We start from the raw sequence: 19,981 nt of genomic DNA on the forward strand, positions 1-19,981 counted from the left end.
ATAAAATTAGACTTACTCTACTCCATTTCAACTTTACTATACTTGGCATTTATAATAATACTTTTCCCTGTGGATGCATTTTTTGAAAATGAGGACGATTGTTCTTTTTTAGTTTTATCAGGATGTGAAAACTGAGAATAAGTGCCTTTAAACTGAACATTACAATTGCTTTTTGGAAGCTTTATATAAGCATTACTATTTTGGAGAATGATATTTAAATTATTAAAAGTATCTTCAATATTTTCGATATTCAAGTCGCCTATATTTCCATCAATAATGGCACTTCCTGATAAATTACCAATGTCTATATTAGACGATGTTGCATTTAAAACCAACTGTTTCACATCTTTTAATTCCGCATCTTTAACATAACTTAAGTTAAGCTCTCCCAAATTCCAAAATGCCACTTTTACAGGCGAATAAGATGCATTAATAGAAGTAGAACTCCCATTAACACTGTATGCTGTAAAGCTAGAATGCGATAAGTTGGCTTTTAAATTGGTGACGTTAGATGCAAACTCGACTTCACCATATTTTATATTGAGTTTTAATTTGGCATCGTTGGGCATTTTAATTTTAATAATCTTTTTTAAGTTAGAATCATCGTTATTCTTCAGTAACTTTTCAACTTCTTTATGTCGGTTTTTCAATAAAATAGCACGTTCTTCTTGACGTTCTCTATGAGCTTCCATACGTTCACTTTGCGCTTCAACACGTTTAGCTTGTGCTTCTATTTGCGCTCCAAATCGTTCGCCCCAAGCTTCTATTCTGTTTTCAAAATCACCTTCTTCAATTTGTTTCTCAAAGGCTTTAGCCCAAGCCTCCATGCGTTTTCCGAATTTCTCACCCCATTCTTCTCCAAACTTCTCGCCCCAAGCTTCCATTTTAGCTTCAAAGTCTTTTCCGTAGGTCGAGTCAAATTTTTCAGAATACTTTTCTAAATACTTTTCTCCATCCCGCTTATAAGCTTCATAATCAAATTCCATATTATTTATACCTTCAGGGAGTTCTGGCAACTCAGGCATCTCTGGAACTTCTGGTATTTCGGGTACATTTCCAGCCAATCCATCCATAATAACAATGGGTAAATCGGCTAGTTCAAATTTTAATTCGTCTAAAATAATGGATAAAAGATTACCATTAGAATCATTGTTTTTATCATTCCAGTTTCCTTTAGATTGTGTTTTATTAGTTGTGATTGATACTTCATTTTGGGTCGCATCAATATCCACATCCCATGATTTTAAAGCTTGTTTAAGGGCGTCACCAGATAGTTTTTCGCCTTCAATATAGGCCTCAATTTCAATAGCATTTTTATTCCAAGTATCAAAAATAATGTTACAATGGCTTGTGTTTAAGTCGATGCTAACATCTTTATCCACCTTTATGGTTTGTTCTACTTTAGTAAGCTTCTGTTGTCCGAAAACACTTCCCGTAATAATTAAACAGAATGCTAAACTTTTTATGATTATACTATTCATTTTTTGATTCTTTAGATTGATTGTGTTTCTTCTAATGTGGCATCAGAAGTTTTTAATTCTTTTAATTGTGTGCGCAATCTGTACAAGAGGTTTAAACGAAACTTTAAATTATCGATTAGCGCATTCACGGTTAGTTCTGAAGGTCCGGAAGCACCAAGCTCTAAAGATAGTCGTTTGTATTCCTCGTCCAACTCATTTAATTGTGCTAAATAGCCATCGAATAATTCTTTAGTTTCTGGCGTGTATTTCATTTTAGACAATTCTAAGTTGATACTCGCTAAATAATAATCTTCTACTTTTTTCAAACTAGGTGATACATCGCCTAGAGTTTTAGATTCTACAACATCTGATTTAGCTAACGTTACAGGTATAATTTCTTCAGTAGTAAAAAAAGAATAGGCTCCTAAACTTAAACCTATAAGTACGACAAAACTAGCTGCGATTTGCATCCAACCGAAATTAGACTTGGTTTGAGCCACAGGCAATGCTTCGTCTAACTTTGCAAGAAATCGTGCCTCATGTTTTTCAGGCATGTGTTCTTTTACAACTTTTTCGTTTTTAAATAAGTCTCTAATATCCTGTGCCATTTTTCTTATGTTTTAACAATTCTTGTAATTTTACTTTACCGCGTGATAGTTGTGTTCGAGAAGCTACTTGCGAAATATTCAGAATTTCTGAAATTTCCTGATGGTCGTAACCTTCAATTAGATAAAGCATTACCACATATTGGTATTTACCAGACAAAGCATTAATAGCGGTTTTAACATCCTTAATGGTAATTGCATCATCTACTAACCAAAGGTCGTCTTTTGGAGTATCAATCATTTTGAGGTGCACCTCTTCTAACTCAACAAGATCTTGTTTTTTAGATTTTAAAAAATCGATACTTTTATTAACAACAATACGTTTTAACCAAGCCCCAAAAGTTACTTCAGCTTTATACTGATTCAGTTTTTCAAAAGCCTTTATAAATGCCTCTTGCACCACATCTTCAGCATCATTGGCATCCTTCAAAAATCGTTTCGCCACAATATACATCCCGTCGCAGTACTGGTTGTATAACTGCAATTGAGCTTTCCGATTGTTCTGTTTACATTGTTCAATAATGTCAACTTGAAACATACTAATTTTGCTTTTGATTGGTAATCCCAATTTAAAATATTGGGCTTTGGTTCGTTTAAAAGACGAGCGAATAAGTAAAGTGTGACAAAAAAATATTAATTTCATATAAAACATACCAAAACCAAAGAAATGTACGTTTGCTTTTTAGTAATTCTTACTTTTAAAGTATCTTTATCCACTTAATTAATTGCTCCATAAATGAACACCTTTTTAAAACGTCTTTTAATCTTTCTATCTGTTATAGCAATCGGCTTGCTTGCATACTCAGTTTTTGTTGAAAACATATTTGCGCAACGCTTAAGTCCGAAAGATATCGTCAAAATTGAACTAAACGATTTAGAACTTAAAGTGTTTTACAACCGTCCTTATAAAAAAGATCGTGAAATATTCGGAGCTTTAGTTCCTTTTAATCAAGTTTGGCGTACAGGTGCCAACGAGGCAACTACTTTTGAAACCAATAGAACTTTAGATGTTTCGGGTATGCCATTGCCTGCAGGAAAATATACTTTATGGACGGTACCTAAAGATTCCGTTTGGACAGTTATTTTTAATTCGAAACAATATTCTTGGGGTGTCGATTCAGAAATGAAACCCATGTGGGATCCCAATTATGATGCCTTAAGCGTTGATGTACCAGTACGTAATTTAAGAAAACCAGTAGAACAATTCACCATTGCTTTTGATAATTCTACCGATAATTTATTTTTAACCATGGCTTGGGATGTTGTAAAAATCTCCGTACCGCTTAAGTAAGTTATGGCGTCATGTTTAATAATGAAATAAATTTGTAACTTTAAGTTTCAATGATATAATTGTGGCTAAAAAAAACAAATCGGCATTATCAGAACAACAAGGTATTTCTAATCCAGAAATTACAAGTACCGCTTCTATTGCGGCCATTCAGAATAAAAGAAAATCTGCTTTAGACATAAACGCCCTTACCACGGCTTTACTAAACAGAAATATTAGCGCTTTAAGTCGCGCCATTACTTTAATTGAAAGTGAAAATCCAAAACATTTAAGTCAAGCAAATACCATAATAAAAGCATGCTTACCACATGCCAATAAATCCATTAGAATTGGAATTACCGGCGTTCCTGGGGTTGGAAAAAGTACCTTTATAGAAGCTTTTGGGAAACATTTAACCGGTTTAGGAAAACGTATTGCCGTCCTGGCCATAGACCCAACAAGTTCTATTACAAAAGGAAGTATTTTGGGTGATAAAACCCGAATGGAAGCTTTAGTAAAAGATAAAAATGCTTTTATTCGTCCGTCGGCATCTCGAAGCTCTTTAGGTGGTGTAGCACGAAAAACCCGAGAAAGCATTATATTATGTGAAGCTGCGGGTTTCGATGTGATACTTATTGAAACCGTTGGTGTGGGGCAAAGTGAAACCACAGTACATAGTATGGTCGATTTCTTTTTATTATTAAAACTTGCAGGTGCTGGTGATGAATTACAAGGTATAAAACGAGGTATCATTGAAATGGCCGATGCCATAGCCATAAACAAGGCCGATGGCGATAATTTAAAAAACGCTAAGCTGGCACAAATAGAATTTAACCGTGCATTACACTTCTACCCTAGTAAATCCTCTGGTTGGCAACCTAAAGTCTCATTATGTAGTGCCCTAGAAAATAAAGGCATTGATGCTATTTGGAAACTCATTCAGAATTACAAAAAAACCACAATTCAAAATAATTATTTCGAAGAAAAACGTAACGAACAGCACAAATATTGGCTTATTCAAACCGTAGAGAACGCATTAAAAGCCAACTTCTTCAATAATACGCTTATCAAAAAGGAGCTAAAAAAGCAGCTAGAACTCATCGAAAGTCACAAAACCACCGCTTTTGCAGCCGCCGACTATCTACTCAGTCTTAACGTACCGTGCTAACACATAAGTTCCCAACTTAGAAAACATAAAGCCAGAAATTGCACCAAAAGTTAAACCACACAAAATATCTAAAGGATAATGCACACCCACATAAATACGGCTAAACGCAACAAAAATACTCCAGAATACTAAGATGAAAATTAAGTTTTTATAATAAGGTTTTAATACTAATCCTGCAAAAACAGCCGCTGCCATCGTGTTAGACGCGTGCCCAGAAAAGAAACCATATTTACCACAACGTACAGCAATAAAACGAACTCGATCTACTAAATCATCTGCACGGCAAGGTCTAGGACGTTGAAAACCATCTTTAAAAAGATTCGTAATTTGATCGGTGAATGTTACCATTAAAGCAACCACAATCACGAAAACACCCAAAGCCTTTAAACCAAACTTCTTGTAAAGTAAAAACAATAAAATGGCATAAAGCGGTATAAACGTGAGTTTATCAGTCACAATTAACCAAAATGAATCCCAATTTTCGGTCCCTAAATTATTTAAGAAAACAAATAATTCAGTGTCGTATTTTAAAAGTTCGTCTATCATAATATGTTTTTGGGCGTTACCACAAGGGTCGGGCTTTCCGCTGTATCTTTTTAAAAATCACGGTCATTATAAGAAAACAATTCTTGAAAAAATTAAAATGTTGATTATCAAATCAAGTTCGTTTTTTTATCATTTTAAAAAGGATGCCGCATCAATCCCTAACGCAAGTTATTCGTCGTATTTGGCAACTTCGGCATCATAAAAAGCTGTAGCTTCTTTAATCGCTTGTTCTGTTTCAGTCTCTAATTCATCCTGATCATCAGCATCAAAATCCTCAAACCATTCCACTTCATCATCTTCAAGATTGATTATAAATCTTGGAAATTCTGTATGTATCACGAAAATAGCGTTCGGATATTCTGTATTATCACCTAATATAAATTTTGGAAGTGTCATGTTTTATTGGTTGTTAGTTATGTATTATGGTTGTATGGTTTTAGCTATTTGCTAAATACTGCGACTGTAAAATGAATATGCCTATTACATACCACCGTTCGACAAAATTAATCTTTTTGTTAAATAATTGAACCTTATATATAATAAAATAGAAGCCGAAGTTAGCCCTGCTAATAATCCTAGCCAAATTCCGAAGCTTCCATAAGCATCTTCCGATCCAAAATACCAACTCACTGGAAAACCTATAATCCAATATGAAATAAAAACTAAAATCATCGGTATTTTAACATCTTGCAAGCCACGTAGTGCGCCTAGAAATACCACTTGTATACTATCACTTATTTGAAAAATAGCAGCAGCAATCATTAATTTTGATGCTATATTAATTACTTCTGTATTATCAACTAAATTTTTAACGTCGTCTAAGTCAACATAAAGTCTAGGTAAATAATCGTGTAAAATAAAAAACATAATGGCAAAACCGAAAGCAATAATTACTCCTAGCAGGAAAATAGAAAGAGCAATACGACGCAAATCAACATATTTTTTTAAGCCTTTTTGGTTTCCAACGCGTACCATACAAGCCACGCTTAATCCCATGGCTACCATAAATGTCATAGACGATAGATTTAGAGCAATTTGATTTGCCGCTTGCGGATTTTTTCCTAGTAAACCACTTAACCAAATGGCCGAAGTAAAAATAGCTACTTCAAAAAACATTTGCATCGCACTTGGAGTACCAAGGTTGATAATTTTTTTTAGCATTAATTTATCAAGTACAAAAAGCTTAATATTAGTAACATAGTTTTTAGATTTTTCTCTGCCTTTCAATAAAAACCATAAATACCAAACCATGATAAGACGGGAAACTAAAGTACCGTAAGCGGCACCAACAATCCCCATTTCTGGGAAACCGAATTTTCCAAAAATTAATAAATAGTTCAATAATACATTTACTAAATTGGCTGCAATAGTTGCATACATCGGGAATTTAGTTAGCGATAAACCATCACTAAATTGTTTAAAACCTTGAAAAACAATTAAGGGTATTAATGAAAAAGCTACCAAATCTAAATACGGAATTGCCAATTCCACAACCTCAATAGGTTGTTTCATTAAATACATCAATGGTTTAGCAAAAAATACCATTAGAAAAAGTAAGACTCCTAAAACGGTGCATAAAAACAAGCCATGCTTAAAAGACGACTTCCCTTTTATAAAATCTTGTTCTGCATCTGCCTCTGCAATTAACGGCGTAATAGCTGTAGAAAAACCAATACCTAAAGACATAGCAATAAACATAAAACTATTGCCTAAAGAAACAGCAGCTAGTTCGGCAGTACCAAGTTGCCCTACCATAATGTTATCAATAAAACTAACAAAGGTATGCCCAAGCATACCTAGCATCACTGGTGCAGCCAGTTGCCAATTGTATTTAAACTCCTTAGTATAATCTCGTAATATCATTTGGCAAAAGTAGTATCTTATGTTTTCTTTTTAGCCATTTTAATCGCTTATTTTTATGAAGAACTCACACTTTTTTTTAAGAAAGTAGTATTTCTAAAGCCTATAAATATACTACAAATTAGACACGTTAACTTTTGCGCTTTCAAACTCTGATATGATCTCTGAAACAATATCTGCAACGGGTTTTATATCGTGAATTAAGCCTGCTACTTGTCCTATTTCGAGTTCTCCAGCTTCTAAATCGCCTTCAAACATGCCTTTTTTAGAACGCCCTCTACCAAGTAAAGTTTTTAATTCCTCGACTGTTGGAGTCGTTTTGTACAACGCCTGTACTTCATTATAAAAAGCGTTTTTTATCAGTCTTACCGGTGCTAATTCTTTCAACGTTAATTGGGTGTCTCCTTCTTTAGCACTGACTACAACATCTTTAAAAGATTGATGTGCAGAACTTTCTGTACTGGCCACAAATCGGCTTCCTATTTGCACACCATCGGCACCTAAAATCATGGTGGCCAACATAGCTTTTCCGGTAGCAATACCCCCTGCAGCAATTAACGGAACACGAACATGTTCTTTCACCATAGGAATAAGTGTTAAGGTGGTTGTTTCATCACGACCGTTATGTCCGCCGGCTTCAAAACCTTCAGCAACAATGGCGTCTACACCTGCTTCTTGAGCCTTTAAAGCAAACTTTACCGAACTTACTACATGCACAACGGTAATTCCTTTTTCTTGCAACCAATGTGTCCAAGTTTTAGGGTTTCCAGCGGAAGTAAATACGATTTTAACACCTTCTTCAACAATAATATCCATGATTTCTTGAATATTAGGATATAGCATGGGCACATTAACACCAAATGGTTTTTGTGTTGCTTTTTTACATTTCTGGATATGTTCGCGTAGCACTTCAGGATACATTGACCCTGCTCCTATTAAACCCAAAATACCTGAATTACTGGATGCGGAGGCTAAACGCCATCCGCTATTCCAGATCATTCCTGCTTGAATAATAGGATATTCAATTTTAAAAAGTGTGGTAATTCTATTAGACATTATTGTTTTATCAATCGGAATGTATTTATTTCTTTTGGCGTTTCAACCTTCAAAATATAAACACCTTTAATAAGTGTTGTAGTATCTATGGGATTGCTCTTGTTAGAAATTACGTATGTACTGATACGTTTTCCTAAAATATTAAAAAGACTCAACGTTGCACCATCAATTTGCGCTGGTAATTGCACTTGAAATTGATTTTCGATAGGATTGGGATAGACCTGAATTTCTGAAATATTACTTACATTATCTGTCGCTAACGGATAGATTTTATTAAAAACCATTTCAAAATCTGGAATACCATGTCCCATCATAAAATCGGGAGTTTCATATTGAGAACTTGATTCTCTAATATAATCCATAAGTTCTAGGTTAGTCAAATCTGGAAAAACTTGCCATAAACAAGCTACACCTCCTGCCAAAATAGGTGAACTAAATGACGTTCCGCTCGTTGTTCCAATAGCATCATTATCTTTAATAACATATACATTTGCGCCTTGCGCTACAACATCAGGCTTAATAGTAGATTGATAACCGGTTCCTGCTGAACTAAACATGGCATAATCACCTTTATAATCAACTGCACCAATGGTAAGTGTATTTGGAGCATCGGCTGGTGCACCAATACTAGCCCCCCAAGCGTTTCCTGCAGCGGTTACTAATAAAAGTCCTTTTTCAAAAGCGATGTTTGCCCCTTGCGTGATAAAAGCGGTTTTTCCGTCCATAGCACTTTCATTATAGTCATATTTGCTACCTGGATCAAAATCATCATAACCGAGCGATGTATTAATGATATCAACACCTAAACTATCGGCACGCTCAACGGCTTCAACCCAGTAACTTTCTTCAACTGGATTTTCATCGTTACTATCTTCAGTTATATATAGATAATACGAGGCATCTGGAGCTGTGCCTACATAATATTTTTTAGCAACATCATCATTAAAATATCCCGCCATAGCGCTTAAAACGTGCGTACCATGGTCGGTAAATGTATTGGTGTACACATCATTATCTCGGTTTACAAAATCATAATCGTCAATAATATGGCCATCATTCCGAAGCTTTTCAAAGCCTTTCATGGTATTTACGTTTGGAAATCCACCATCCATAATAGCAATTGTAACACCCGAACCGGTATAACCTTCTTGGTGTAATTTATCGCCATTAAACATTTCAATTTGATTGGCAGCATTACCGTAATCGTAAGTTGTTACCACGGTTTCAAACTTGGAAGTCTGTTTTTTATTTTCGCCTTTGAACGTGATATTTTTAGATCTATCAGCAAAAACAACTTTGTCTATAAACTCTTTTTGAGGCGTTAATAAACTTTCTTGTGAGTTAAGCAACGCATCTATATCGCATTTTTTTCCGCGGACATGTACCGCATTAGACCATTTAGATTTGGCCATAACGGTAATTCCTGTGGCATTTTTAAGTGCTGAAATATACTTTTCGTTAATCGGAACATCACGTTCATCAATAACAACATTATGGCGGTTTTTCCTATCGATCGCTTTTTGAGTAAGCATCGAAATGGGATTAGCGAGATAAGTTGTAACATTTGCTTTATCAGACAAATAAAGCCAAGCTTCTTCTGTTTCTGCTTCTTGAGCAGAAATACTGAATGAAAAAGCCATTAAATAGAGAGGGAGGACTACTTTTTTCATGGAAATTAATTTTAGTTGGTGTAAGTTACGAAATAACCCCCGAACCAACTAACTCGTCTCCTAAATACCATGCAACAAATTGGCCTTCTGTAATGGCCGATTGTGGATTTTCAAATTCCACATACATCCCTGTTGCTACTTTATGTAACGTTGCTTTCTCTAAGGCTTGTCTGTATCGAATTCTAGCCATTACCTCTAAGGTTTCCCCTATTTGTAGTTCTAAATCTTTGCGAATCCAATGTAACTCGGCATTCGTGACAAAAAGAGCACTTTTATATAATCCCGGATGTGCTTTACCTTGCCCCGTGTAAATTACATTTTCATTCACATCAGTATCTATAACAAATAGTGGTTCTATGGTGCCTCCAACACCTAAACCTTTCCGTTGTCCTTTTGTAAAATAATGCGCTCCTTGATGTTTACCTACAATTTTTCCGTGCTCTAATTTATAATCTAATTTTCGAGATAAATAGTGCAGTTTTTCTTCCGTAGAAGAGAAATTTTGTTCTGTTTCTTGGTATAATGCTTGTTCCTTCGGAATTTCAACAATAACACCTTCTTTGGGTTTTAATTGCTGTTGAAGAAACTCAGGCAACTTCACTTTTCCTATAAAACAAAGGCCTTGAGAATCTTTTTTATCAGCAGTTACCAAGTCTAATTCCATGGCAATTTCTCGAACTTCAGGTTTTGTTAATTCACCAATAGGAAATAACGATTTTGAAAGTTGTTCCTGAGATAATTGACATAAAAAATACGATTGATCTTTATTATCATCCACACCAGCAAGCAGCTGAAATACATCATTCCCTTCCTTTTCAATCGTGCCTTTACGACAATAATGACCCGTTGCGACAAAATCGGCACCTAAATCTAAAGCGATTTTCATAAACACATCAAACTTAATCTCTCTGTTACAAAGTACATCTGGGTTTGGTGTGCGCCCTTTTTCGTATTCATTGAACATATAATCGACAATACGCTCCTTATATTCTTCGCTTAAATCTACGGTTTGAAACGGAATCCCCAATTTTTCGGCTACCAACATAGCATCGTTACTATCATCTAACCATGGACATTCGTTGGAAATAGTTACCGTATCATCGTGCCAATTTTTCATGAATAACCCAATAACCTCGTAACCTTGCTCCTTTAATAAATGGGCCGCAACGCTAGAATCTACACCACCTGAAAGCCCTATTACAACTCGTTTCATATCTGTTTTATATATAAATACCGTCTCACCAAACCATTAAATTTTTAAAAATTAATCGCTGTGATTGGATATATGTCGTATTAAAAAAATTAGTTTACAAAGGTAGGAATAATGGATTGTATTTACCCGCTTTTTAGATTCCTAGTTTTATGAAGTAGACGTTAAAAAAATGTTTAAATATGGCACTCAATTTTTATTGATTTGAACACCTTATTTTTTAACGTATTGGGGTTTATAAGTGAAATCTTTTTCTTCAATAAGTTTTCCGTTTTCGTAATATTTCCAAACACCATCTTTTTTACCATTTTTGTATTGCCCCTCGATTAACAGTTCTCCTTTTGAATTGTAAATTTTTGATGGACCATGAATTAGTCCTTCTTTATAAATAAAGGATTTTAAAACCACTTTATTTTCCGAATACCAAAACGATTCTCCGTCTAATTTACCCGCAGTATAGTTTTGCCTTTCAGCCACTTCGCCATTTTTATAATACACTAGACGTTCGCCAGTTAATGCTCCTTCATTATCAAAATGTTCTAAAATCAATAAATTATTCGAAGCTTGCTGATAATATTTCCAAGTACCAATGTAGGTTTTACCATCCATAGCACCTTCACTAATAATTTTTCCTGTGGAAGATAAAAAAGTAACCTGAGTTATATTATTTTCTTTGTTAAATTGCTTTGTTGCCGACAAAACAGGCTTGTTTTTTACGTTTTTATAAAATTTAAAAAGGCCGACTTCTTTACCGTGTAAAAATGCGCCTTCATAGCGAATAACTTCGGAATTTTCAAAATTCTTTTTCCATACACCGTGGCGCTTTCCTGTATTATCTAATTGATTAATGTCTTGAGCTGAAACCCCTGACGCAGTTAGTAAAAAGGATAATACGGCTATATTTAAAAACTTCATACTTATAATTTAATTTTGAAATGATCCTTAGAAAACAACTTACTACTTATTTTTTCTGAAAAGAATTAAGAAACCTCCTAAGCTAATTTGACAACGAAATTATTGCTTTCAAATTGTTTATAGCAATTACATTGCCAAATATTTTTAGTTTTTTGAGATATCGTCTAAAATCCAATCTAATTCGGGGTCTTTATCCGTAAGAAGATCATTAATTGTTGGTAGAATTTCTTTATCTGGTTTAATGCCAAAACCATCTGGGTTTTGTTTATAAGGCGCTTCAATTTGCATTAAACCCATCCGAACCTTTAGTTTAGACTCTGGTAACTCATAAATTTTGTACAAGCCAGCAACGCAACCATTATAGGCGCCACCCGTTTCTTCGCCAACAAAAAAGGCTCTTTTTGTCGCTTTTAAATGAGTAGATAGTAATGCAGATGCCGAAAATGAATTCCCGTTAATTAACACATATAAATTAGCTTTATAATTGAGTTTATTAGGTTGCTTTTCTTTGGTGTATGGAAATTTATAATATAAGTTTTCATCCTGTTTTTTGGTTTTCAAAAGGTTTTCTATAGCTACAAAAGGTGTTGCTAAAACACCAAATACCAAGCCAGAAACAGACTTAGAATTATTAACCAAACCAGGTAAAAAGGAAGTTCGACTATTTACTTGGCTAGCTGCCATAAATGTGTAATTATTTTTGGTTAAATAGCTGTATAAATAATTTATTTCGGCAATACGCCCACCACCATTATCTCTTAAATCAAGAATGAAATTTTTAGTTTTAGCCGAATCTAATTTTTTAAAACTTTCTTTATAAAATTTACGATAGTTACCATTATTAAATCCTCGAATTTTCATGTACGCCGTAGCGCTATCAGTTCCTATAAAATTAAAGTTTCGAGTATATTCATTTTTGCTCGCAATATACCCTTGTCTCCTATTCTTTTTACGCTTATTTTTAGCGCGTAGCCGTTGTTTTTGTTTTTCTTCCTTAGAAGGTTTTACAACTTTCTTTTTCACTAAAGAATCATTTTTTTTCTCTTTATCTTCTTTTGAAATGCGTTTGTACAATTTTACAAAAACGGAATCCTTTAATTTAAAATGAACCTTCAAACTATCAATATATCCTTTGTCCTTATAATAAAAACTGGTAAATCGTGGCCCAACATAACGGTTATGCAGCGTTTGATTATAACCATCGGAAGCAAAGCGTGTTTTATAGGTTTTAATTAATTTGGAAACCTGTTCATTCTCGATTTTTAAAACTTCCGATCCCACAACCATTGAATCCTTTCCGCGCGTTTTTAAAACCCAAAGCTTGTCGTTAATATAGTCGAATTCTAATTTATTAAACTCAAAATTAAGTTCCTTTAATGCCTTTATGTCTCGTTTTGTAAAATGTTTTGATGCCGATCCCAACGCCACATGGCCTTGTTTTACTTCTGAAATTACGGGTGCAAGTTTTTTATAAAAATCACGTGAGTTTATCCGTGTTTTAATGGATTGCTTTAAACTATCGAATTTAAAATCTAAATCGGTTTTGGATATGTATTGATATAATTTTGGATGGTGTTTTTTCAATTGAAAATATACGCGATCTACATCATTCCGAAGCACGTCTGGTGTATGAAGCGTTGCTATTTGTTCGTTATGTTTTTTAACGCTGACACAAGATGTAAATTGAATCAATACTATTAAAATCACTAAAATTTTCTGCATAAAAGGGCTTTATGTGTACTAAGAGAAATCTTACTATATATCACCTTATAACTATTCCACATCAAAAATGTTTTATTTGCATAAATCTATTTCATAAAAAGAGTCTCATCTTCCTGTGAAATACTAGTTAAATTGAGGTGATTATGATTTTCTTCTGATTATTTATTTTATCACTATGTAAAAGTAATCGATTTTTTCAATCTTACTAAAATTAAAAAAGTGAATGACTTAATAATTTTTGTAATTTTGTTCACCATGCAAAAAAACATAAACATACAGAATAAAAAAGCACGCTTTCTATACGAGATTTTAGATAAATACACGGCGGGCATTGTGCTTACAGGAACCGAAATTAAATCCATAAGAAACAGTCGCGCATCTATTGCCGAAAGTTTTTGCGAATTTAACGAGGCTGGCGAGCTTTTTGCTATAAATATGAATATTGAAGAATATATTTATGGTAATTATTACAACCATAGGCCTAAAGCAGAGCGTAAACTTTTACTGAATAAAAAAGAATTAAAAAAACTGAATAAAGAAGTGCAAAACACTGGACTTACTATTATTCCGTTACGTTTATTTATTAATGAAAAAGGTTATGCTAAACTCGTTATCGCTCTTGCAAAAGGTAAAAAATTGTATGACAAGCGAGAAACGATGAAAGACCGCGATAACAAACGTAGTTTAGATAGAATTAAGAAAATTTATAAATAGATTATAATGAAAAAACAGCTTTTAGTACTTTTTTTATGTGCCATGACCACTTTTGCTAATGCACAAAAACCAAAGGAAGAAGAAAAAGAAATTGATTATTCTGAAAATGTAGCCACCATTGAAAATATTGTAGCTTCATTTTATAGTTCTATTTCTGGCAAAGTTGACGAGCAACGTAATTGGAAGTTGTTTAAACTGCTATTTAGAGGTGATGCTAAATTAATTCCTGCTGGAAAAAATAATGAAGGTGAATACCAAGTGAGCTATCTAAAACCTGCCGATTATATTAAAAACTCTGGAAAATGGCTTGTTGCAAATGGCTTTATTGAAAAGGAAGTTAACCGCGAAGTCGATGTTTTTGGCAAAATGGCTCATGTTTTTAGTACGTATGAAGGTTACACAAGCGACAGTGATGAAGAACCATCTCTTCGAGGTATTAATAGTTTTCAGTTAGCACATGATGGTGAACGTTGGTGGATTGTGAATGTTTTCTGGACTCAAGAAACTTACATCCATCCTATTCCATCTCGATATTTGAAATAATTTATTCTTTCATCGAAAATAGCGTTGGTTTTGATACTTAAACTTTAGGCCACTAAATTCCTTTTAATCGTTCCCAAAGGTTAGATATTGCAGAGTTCACCGTTTTAGCTTCTCGCTCAAAGGGTTTCATGTTTAACCGATTTCCGTCTTTGTAAAGTTTCATTTTAAACACTGAGGAATTCGGATTGTTTTCATCTAAAAGTGGATACCTCAAATCATTATATTGATAACCATTTTCTTCAACTTGATAAATACTATAGTAATTGTTGCTAAACCAAGCTAAATCCTGAATATCTTTATAATCAAACGGACTTAAATCACGCTGTTTAGGTAATTCTAAAATGTTTTTGAACTTAGTTTCCGTATCAAAAAGAGAATAATTGGCAATAAAATAACTGCTTTCTGTTTCGGCTATACCATACCATAGCGCATTGCTAAAAAGTGCAGGATTTGAGCTGTAGCGTGTATAATTAATGTTGTTTTCGGCTAGGGTCTTCCTAAAAATGGAATCGATATAGAATTTATTCCCAACGGTAAGTAGCATATAAATGGAACTTATTCCTAAACCAAACTTCAACAAACATGTTCTTTTATTCGATGTTCTATTAAAAAACATAAGCACGATTATGCTTAATAAAAAAGGTACAGTATAAAACACATCAACCACAGCTATATTATTAAAAGCCACCCGATAATTACTAATTGGCGTAAACAATTGTGTGCCATAAGGTGTAAAACAATCTAGAATAGGATGCGTAACTAACGACCAAAAGAACAAACTAATCCAGTTTTTCTGTGTTGTAGTGCCTATACGTTTACCCGAATTATAGAGTTTAAATACGCCCCAACCCAATATAAAAGCACCCAAAATAGCAAACCAAATGGAATGCATAAAGCCACGATGAAACAACATCGCGTCTATTTGGTTGTTATAGATAAGATTTCCTATAAAAACATCTAAATCAGGGATTGTACCACCAATAGCACCAAATAAAAGGGCTCTATTCCCAATCTTTTTGCCCAAAACGGCTTCGCCACATGCGGCACCTAAAACAATTTGTGTTAACGAATCCATGTTGAGTAATCTCTGTTAAAATTTGAAACGCAAAAGTAACGAAGTATTTCTATTTGCATACAATCAACGAAAATCGTAACATTACAGGTGAAAAATAATAGTATGCAAGACGACAAAAATATTTCCAAAATTGAAGCCGATAATCAAACTATAATTGAAAACAAAGCACTCAATATTTGGGAAGCTTTAATTCCTGTTGTTATTTTAATGGGACTTTTATATTATAACATTGAATTTGAAGATGGCGAATGGTTTGGAGAATATTCTAATCAGTACATTTTACTTATTGGTGGTGCCATTGCAGCTATTATGGGTTTCTACATTAAAGTGTCATATAAATTGATGCTTAAAGAAGTTTGGGAAAACCTAAAAAGTGTATTCACCCCTATACTGATCTTGTTTTTAGTTGGCGCGCTTGCCGGAACTTGGCTTGTCAGTGGGGTTATTCCTGCGATGGTTTATTACGGATTACAAGTATTAAGTCCGAGTATATTCCTACCTGCTTCCGTTATTATTGCCGCTGTTATTTCTATTGCTACAGGAAGTTCTTGGACAACTTCGGCCACTGTTGGTATTGCATTAGTAGGTATTGGCACAGCTTTAGGCATTGCCCCAGGTATGATTGCTGGTGCAGTTATTTCGGGAGCTTATTTTGGAGATAAAATGTCGCCATTAAGTGACACCACGAACCTCGCTCCTGCTATGGCTGGTACCGATTTGTTTACACATATTAGATATATGATGTACACCACCGTACCCACAATAATAATTACATTGGTGTTTTTTACGGTTTTAAGTATGAATATTGAAACCACCGGAAGTGCCGATGTGAGTAGCCTACTCAACACTATAGATACGACCTTTAATATTTCACCATGGCTATTCGCGGTTCCAGTAACCGTAATTGCTTTAATTTTACTAAAAACGAAGCCCCTTGTTGCTTTAATATCTGGTGTGGTATTGGCCGCTATTTTTGCTTTTATTTTTCAACCACAGATATTAAACGGGTTGGCCGATTCTAAACTATCTGCCATTACCACTTCGGTATTAACAGATGTACAAATTACTACTGATAACGAAAAACTAAACGATCTTTTCTCTGCTGGAGGCATGAAAGGCATGCTTTGGACCATTTATCTAATTACATGCGCCATGATATTTGGAGGCATTATGGACGGCATTGGGGCCTTAGCACGCATCACCAAAGGCTTACTTTCTATAGCATCTTCTGTTTTTGGCTTATTTGCTAGTACTGTAATTAGTTGTTTAGGATTAAACCTTGTGGCTTCCGATCAATACTTGGCTATTGTAATTCCTGGTAAAATGTTTAAAAAAGCATACGAAGATCGTGGTTTAGCGCCAGAGAATTTAAGTAGAACTTTAGAAGATTCCGGTACGGTAACCTCTGTTTTAATTCCTTGGAACACCTGTGGCGCCTACCAATCAGGTGTTTTAGGCGTTGGCATATCAGAATATTTTGTGTATGCTATTTTTAACTGGTTAAGTCCGTTTACCACATTACTTTTTGCTGCTTTAAACATCAAAATTAGGCAACTTGCTACTAAATAGATTAATATTATTTCGTTTTAAATATACAATAGACAAAATCTATTCATTTATAAAAAATTAAAATTTCATTATCTCAAATTATTTCTATTCTATCCTATCTTTGTACTAAGAAAATTATTAATCAGTAAAAAATAATAACATGGCATTAGTAGGAAAAAAATTTCCAGATTTAAACGTTGACGCAATGAATGATATGGGCGATACTTTTAAAGTAAACGTTCTAGAAGAAGCGGTTAACAATAAGAAAAAAGTAGTATTATTTTGGTATCCAAAAGATTTCACTTTTGTATGTCCTACAGAATTACACGCTTTTCAAGCAGCTTTACCAGAATTCGAAAAACGTAACACAATTGTAATTGGTGCATCTTGTGATACTCCAGAAGTACACTTTGCATGGTTAAGCCAAGCTAAAGATAACGGAGGAATCGAAGGTATTACTTACCCAATTCTTGCAGATAGCAACAGAAACTTATCTAGTATTTTAGGTATTTTAGACATTACAAACGAAACATTTGACGAAGAAACTGGTACAGTACAAGTTGAAGGTGATAATGTAACTTACAGAGCGACTTACATTATTGATGAAGACGGTGTAGTACAACACGAAAGTATTAACAACATGCCTTTAGGTAGAAATGTTGGAGAATATATCCGTTTAGTTGACGCCTTAACTCACGTACAAGAAAAAGGTGAAGTTTGTCCGGCTAACTGGGAAGAAGGAAAAGAAGCTATGGCTCCTAACGCAAAAGGAACTGCAGCATACTTATCTGCTAACTAGTAACAACAATAATTTTAAGGCCTGTTTGTCTCTCATATTAATTTAGGCAGGCCTTTAAAATTCAATTTAAAATCATCATTGGCAATTTCTTTTAGCCATTAGAGCATTTTAAATCCCCACTCCAAAAAAACATATAGTTATGATAAACGAATTAGACCAAGATAATTTAGGCGAAATCATTGCAAATAATGATACCGTAGTTGTACAATTTTCTGCCACATGGTGTGGAAATTGCAGAATTATGAAACCTAAATTCAAAAAATTATCAACCGAAAACGAAGGTGTTACTTTTGTTATCGCTGATGCAGAAAAATTTCCAGAATCTAGAAAACTAGCTACTGTAGATAATTTACCAACTTTCGCAACCTTTAAAGGTGGTGCGTTTGTAAACCAAGTTCAAACTAACAAGTTCGACGTTTTAAAAGATCTTGTTAACGAAGTCATTTAATATAAGTTGAAGCCTTTCCGCGAAAGCGAAAATAAAACCATAGCATAACATGAAGTTACCAGTAATAAAACATTTAACCCAGTTTATTGAAGATAATGATGAAGATTACATCGTTGAAACCATTGAAACTTTAGAAGCTTTAACCGAAGTATCATCATTGAAAGATGAAGAATTAGATGTTATTGGAGAACTTATTTCTAACATGTACGGCGCCATTGAAGTGAATAAAATGATAAAAGAAGGCACGCCGAAAAAAGAAGCCGTTAATGGTTTTATGAAACGTGTTTTAGGTTCGATAGACAAATAATTGAAAAAAAAATAGTTGTTTTAAAAACCGCTTAGTGAAAACTGGGTGGTTTTTTGTTTTAAATACCATTGCCCTACACCCTACTTTCTACTATCTTCGTTTCCACATAAAATCTATTATCATAGCCATTTATTAAAATGAAAACCTACGAACAGATTACCGACTTATTAGAAGACCTCCATGTAGGAAGCAAGTCGATACATCCCGATTTTCATATTTTTAAATTTAATGAAACCTCAAACATTACTGAAGCCGCTTTAAATCCACATTTTAAAACGTTTTTTACTATTGATTTTTATGCCGATAATCAATCGGAGCGGCAAATAGGATCCACCAAAGTAGAAAATTTAAACAATGCTATTGGATTTAATTCACCATTGCAATTATTTTCAGTTCAACCTTTTGAGGGCAACTTGGGAACAGAAGGATATTCCCTTGTTTTTGGTTCTGCATTCTTTCAACCTAAAAAACACCAATATGAAATTCAACACGAGTTTCCTTTTTTCAAACTAAATTCTAGTCCGTTTTATAAATTAATTCCCACCGATTTACCACGCATTAAAAACTTGTTCGACACCATTTATGAAGAATTTCATAAAAACGACACCCATAATGTAGAGTTGGTTCGCTCCTATCTTATTGTGTTGTTACTGCAAATAAAACGCGTAGTAGGTCATGCGAACGGGATGGTTCCGTTAAAACGTTATCAAGAAATTACAGCCAATTTTGAAGCGTTAATTCTGAAAGAAACCTTCAAATACAAAACTATTGCCGCTTACGCAGAACAACTCAACATTACCCCGATTTACTTATCGGAATGTGTAAAAAAAACGACAGGAATAACTTCTAAGAAAGTATTATCAAGTTACATGACGTTGCGCGCTAAGGCTTTATTGCAACAAACCACAAGTTCTGTAGCCGAAATTGCCTACGATATGGGCTTCGAGGAACCGACAAACTTTATCAAGTTTTTTAAAAACAATGAAGGTATTACACCTGCCGTTTTTAGAAAACGACCTTAAAAAGTATCATTTCTTCTAAAATATGTACCCTAAAAACCGTTTTGTT

21 protein-coding genes are annotated in these 19,981 nt (G+C 34.1%); 9 read left to right on the forward strand and 12 right to left on the reverse strand.

The features are described 5' to 3' along the window. Positions 1–17: 17 nt before the first annotated feature. Genes QWY92_RS18960 through QWY92_RS18970 form a run of 3 tightly spaced genes read right to left on the reverse strand, consistent with a single transcriptional unit; the run spans position 18 to position 2,603 of the window. Positions 18–1,481 carry a YggN family protein gene (locus QWY92_RS18960; RefSeq protein WP_290274558.1) on the reverse strand — a complete coding sequence of 488 codons (1,464 nt, stop codon included), beginning with the start codon at positions 1,479–1,481 and terminating at the stop codon, positions 18–20. A gap of 11 nt (positions 1,482–1,492) precedes the next feature. Then, positions 1,493–2,068 (reverse strand): hypothetical protein, encoded by a 576-nt coding sequence (locus tag QWY92_RS18965; protein ID WP_290274561.1) that lies wholly within the window; start codon positions 2,066–2,068, stop codon positions 1,493–1,495. Next, positions 2,052–2,603, reverse strand: coding sequence for an RNA polymerase sigma factor (locus QWY92_RS18970; RefSeq protein WP_290274564.1), 552 nt, complete (start codon positions 2,601–2,603; stop codon positions 2,052–2,054). Before QWY92_RS18970 ends, QWY92_RS18965 begins: the two co-directional genes overlap by 17 nt. Before the next feature lie 252 nt (positions 2,604–2,855). Between QWY92_RS18970 and QWY92_RS18975 the strand changes: the two genes are divergently transcribed. Both QWY92_RS18975 and meaB read left to right on the forward strand, forming a co-directional pair. Then, complete coding sequence (locus tag QWY92_RS18975; protein WP_336622109.1) at positions 2,856–3,356, forward strand: DUF2911 domain-containing protein; 501 nt, start codon at positions 2,856–2,858, stop codon at positions 3,354–3,356. A 61-nt stretch (positions 3,357–3,417) separates the two neighbouring features. Then, a complete protein-coding gene (meaB, locus tag QWY92_RS18980; protein WP_290274569.1) occupies positions 3,418–4,500 on the forward strand; it encodes a methylmalonyl Co-A mutase-associated GTPase MeaB in 1,083 nt (360 codons plus the stop codon). Here meaB and QWY92_RS18985 read toward each other — a convergent pair. The 8 genes from QWY92_RS18985 to QWY92_RS19020 form a co-directional block, all read right to left on the reverse strand. Then, on the reverse strand, positions 4,474–5,046 hold the full coding sequence (locus tag QWY92_RS18985; protein ID WP_290274572.1) for a phosphatase PAP2 family protein: 573 nt from the start codon (positions 5,044–5,046) through the stop codon (positions 4,474–4,476). The genes meaB and QWY92_RS18985 overlap by 27 nt on opposite strands. A gap of 168 nt (positions 5,047–5,214) precedes the next feature. Next, positions 5,215–5,442: a DUF8828 family protein gene (locus QWY92_RS18990; protein ID WP_290274575.1), complete on the reverse strand. Its 228-nt coding sequence runs from the start codon at positions 5,440–5,442 to the stop codon at positions 5,215–5,217. Between the two features lie 84 nt (positions 5,443–5,526). Beyond that, positions 5,527–6,909, reverse strand: a complete 1,383-nt coding sequence (locus QWY92_RS18995; protein ID WP_290274578.1) for an MATE family efflux transporter — start codon at positions 6,907–6,909, stop codon at positions 5,527–5,529. Between the two features lie 111 nt (positions 6,910–7,020). Next, complete coding sequence (locus tag QWY92_RS19000; RefSeq protein WP_290274581.1) at positions 7,021–7,962, reverse strand: NAD(P)H-dependent flavin oxidoreductase; 942 nt, start codon at positions 7,960–7,962, stop codon at positions 7,021–7,023. Next, the gene (locus QWY92_RS19005) at positions 7,962–9,632 is read right to left on the reverse strand and encodes a S8 family peptidase (protein ID WP_290274584.1); all 1,671 of its coding nucleotides are present in this window, start codon (positions 9,630–9,632) and stop codon (positions 7,962–7,964) included. Before QWY92_RS19005 ends, QWY92_RS19000 begins: the two co-directional genes overlap by 1 nt. A gap of 25 nt (positions 9,633–9,657) precedes the next feature. Beyond that, complete coding sequence (mnmA, locus tag QWY92_RS19010) at positions 9,658–10,845, reverse strand: tRNA 2-thiouridine(34) synthase MnmA (protein WP_290274587.1); 1,188 nt, start codon at positions 10,843–10,845, stop codon at positions 9,658–9,660. 210 nt (positions 10,846–11,055) lie between these two features. Then, positions 11,056–11,757: a toxin-antitoxin system YwqK family antitoxin gene (locus QWY92_RS19015; protein ID WP_290274590.1), complete on the reverse strand. Its 702-nt coding sequence runs from the start codon at positions 11,755–11,757 to the stop codon at positions 11,056–11,058. 144 nt (positions 11,758–11,901) lie between these two features. Next, entirely contained in the window at positions 11,902–13,479 is a 1,578-nt protein-coding gene (locus QWY92_RS19020; protein WP_290274592.1) for a S41 family peptidase, read from the reverse strand. 255 nt (positions 13,480–13,734) lie between these two features. Here QWY92_RS19020 and smpB point away from each other — a divergent pair, with 255 nt between their 5' ends. Then, on the forward strand, positions 13,735–14,193 hold the full coding sequence (gene smpB, locus QWY92_RS19025; protein WP_290274595.1) for an SsrA-binding protein SmpB: 459 nt from the start codon (positions 13,735–13,737) through the stop codon (positions 14,191–14,193). A gap of 6 nt (positions 14,194–14,199) precedes the next feature. Next, the gene (locus tag QWY92_RS19030) at positions 14,200–14,736 is read left to right on the forward strand and encodes a hypothetical protein (protein ID WP_290274598.1); all 537 of its coding nucleotides are present in this window, start codon (positions 14,200–14,202) and stop codon (positions 14,734–14,736) included. Positions 14,737–14,788: 52 nt separating this feature from the next. Here QWY92_RS19030 and QWY92_RS19035 read toward each other — a convergent pair whose 3' ends face one another. Beyond that, positions 14,789–15,811: a metal-dependent hydrolase gene (locus QWY92_RS19035; RefSeq protein ID WP_290274602.1), complete on the reverse strand. Its 1,023-nt coding sequence runs from the start codon at positions 15,809–15,811 to the stop codon at positions 14,789–14,791. Positions 15,812–15,913: 102 nt separating this feature from the next. Between QWY92_RS19035 and nhaC the strand changes: the two genes are divergently transcribed. From nhaC to QWY92_RS19060, 5 genes are all read left to right on the forward strand, one after another. Next, on the forward strand, positions 15,914–17,380 hold the full coding sequence (gene nhaC / locus QWY92_RS19040; protein WP_290274606.1) for a Na+/H+ antiporter NhaC: 1,467 nt from the start codon (positions 15,914–15,916) through the stop codon (positions 17,378–17,380). A 139-nt stretch (positions 17,381–17,519) separates the two neighbouring features. Beyond that, a complete protein-coding gene (locus QWY92_RS19045; protein WP_290274612.1) occupies positions 17,520–18,158 on the forward strand; it encodes a peroxiredoxin in 639 nt (212 codons plus the stop codon). A gap of 139 nt (positions 18,159–18,297) precedes the next feature. Beyond that, entirely contained in the window at positions 18,298–18,606 is a 309-nt protein-coding gene (locus tag QWY92_RS19050) for a thioredoxin family protein (RefSeq protein WP_290274615.1), read from the forward strand. Positions 18,607–18,655: 49 nt separating this feature from the next. Continuing rightward, positions 18,656–18,913 (forward strand): DUF6952 family protein, encoded by a 258-nt coding sequence (locus QWY92_RS19055; RefSeq protein WP_290274618.1) that lies wholly within the window; start codon positions 18,656–18,658, stop codon positions 18,911–18,913. Between the two features lie 137 nt (positions 18,914–19,050). Beyond that, complete coding sequence (locus tag QWY92_RS19060; protein WP_290274621.1) at positions 19,051–19,935, forward strand: helix-turn-helix domain-containing protein; 885 nt, start codon at positions 19,051–19,053, stop codon at positions 19,933–19,935. The last annotated feature ends 46 nt before the right edge of the window (positions 19,936–19,981 follow it).

The organism is Algibacter miyuki, assembly GCF_030409805.1.
Taxonomy (GTDB): Bacteria; Bacteroidota; Bacteroidia; order Flavobacteriales; family Flavobacteriaceae; genus Algibacter; species Algibacter miyuki.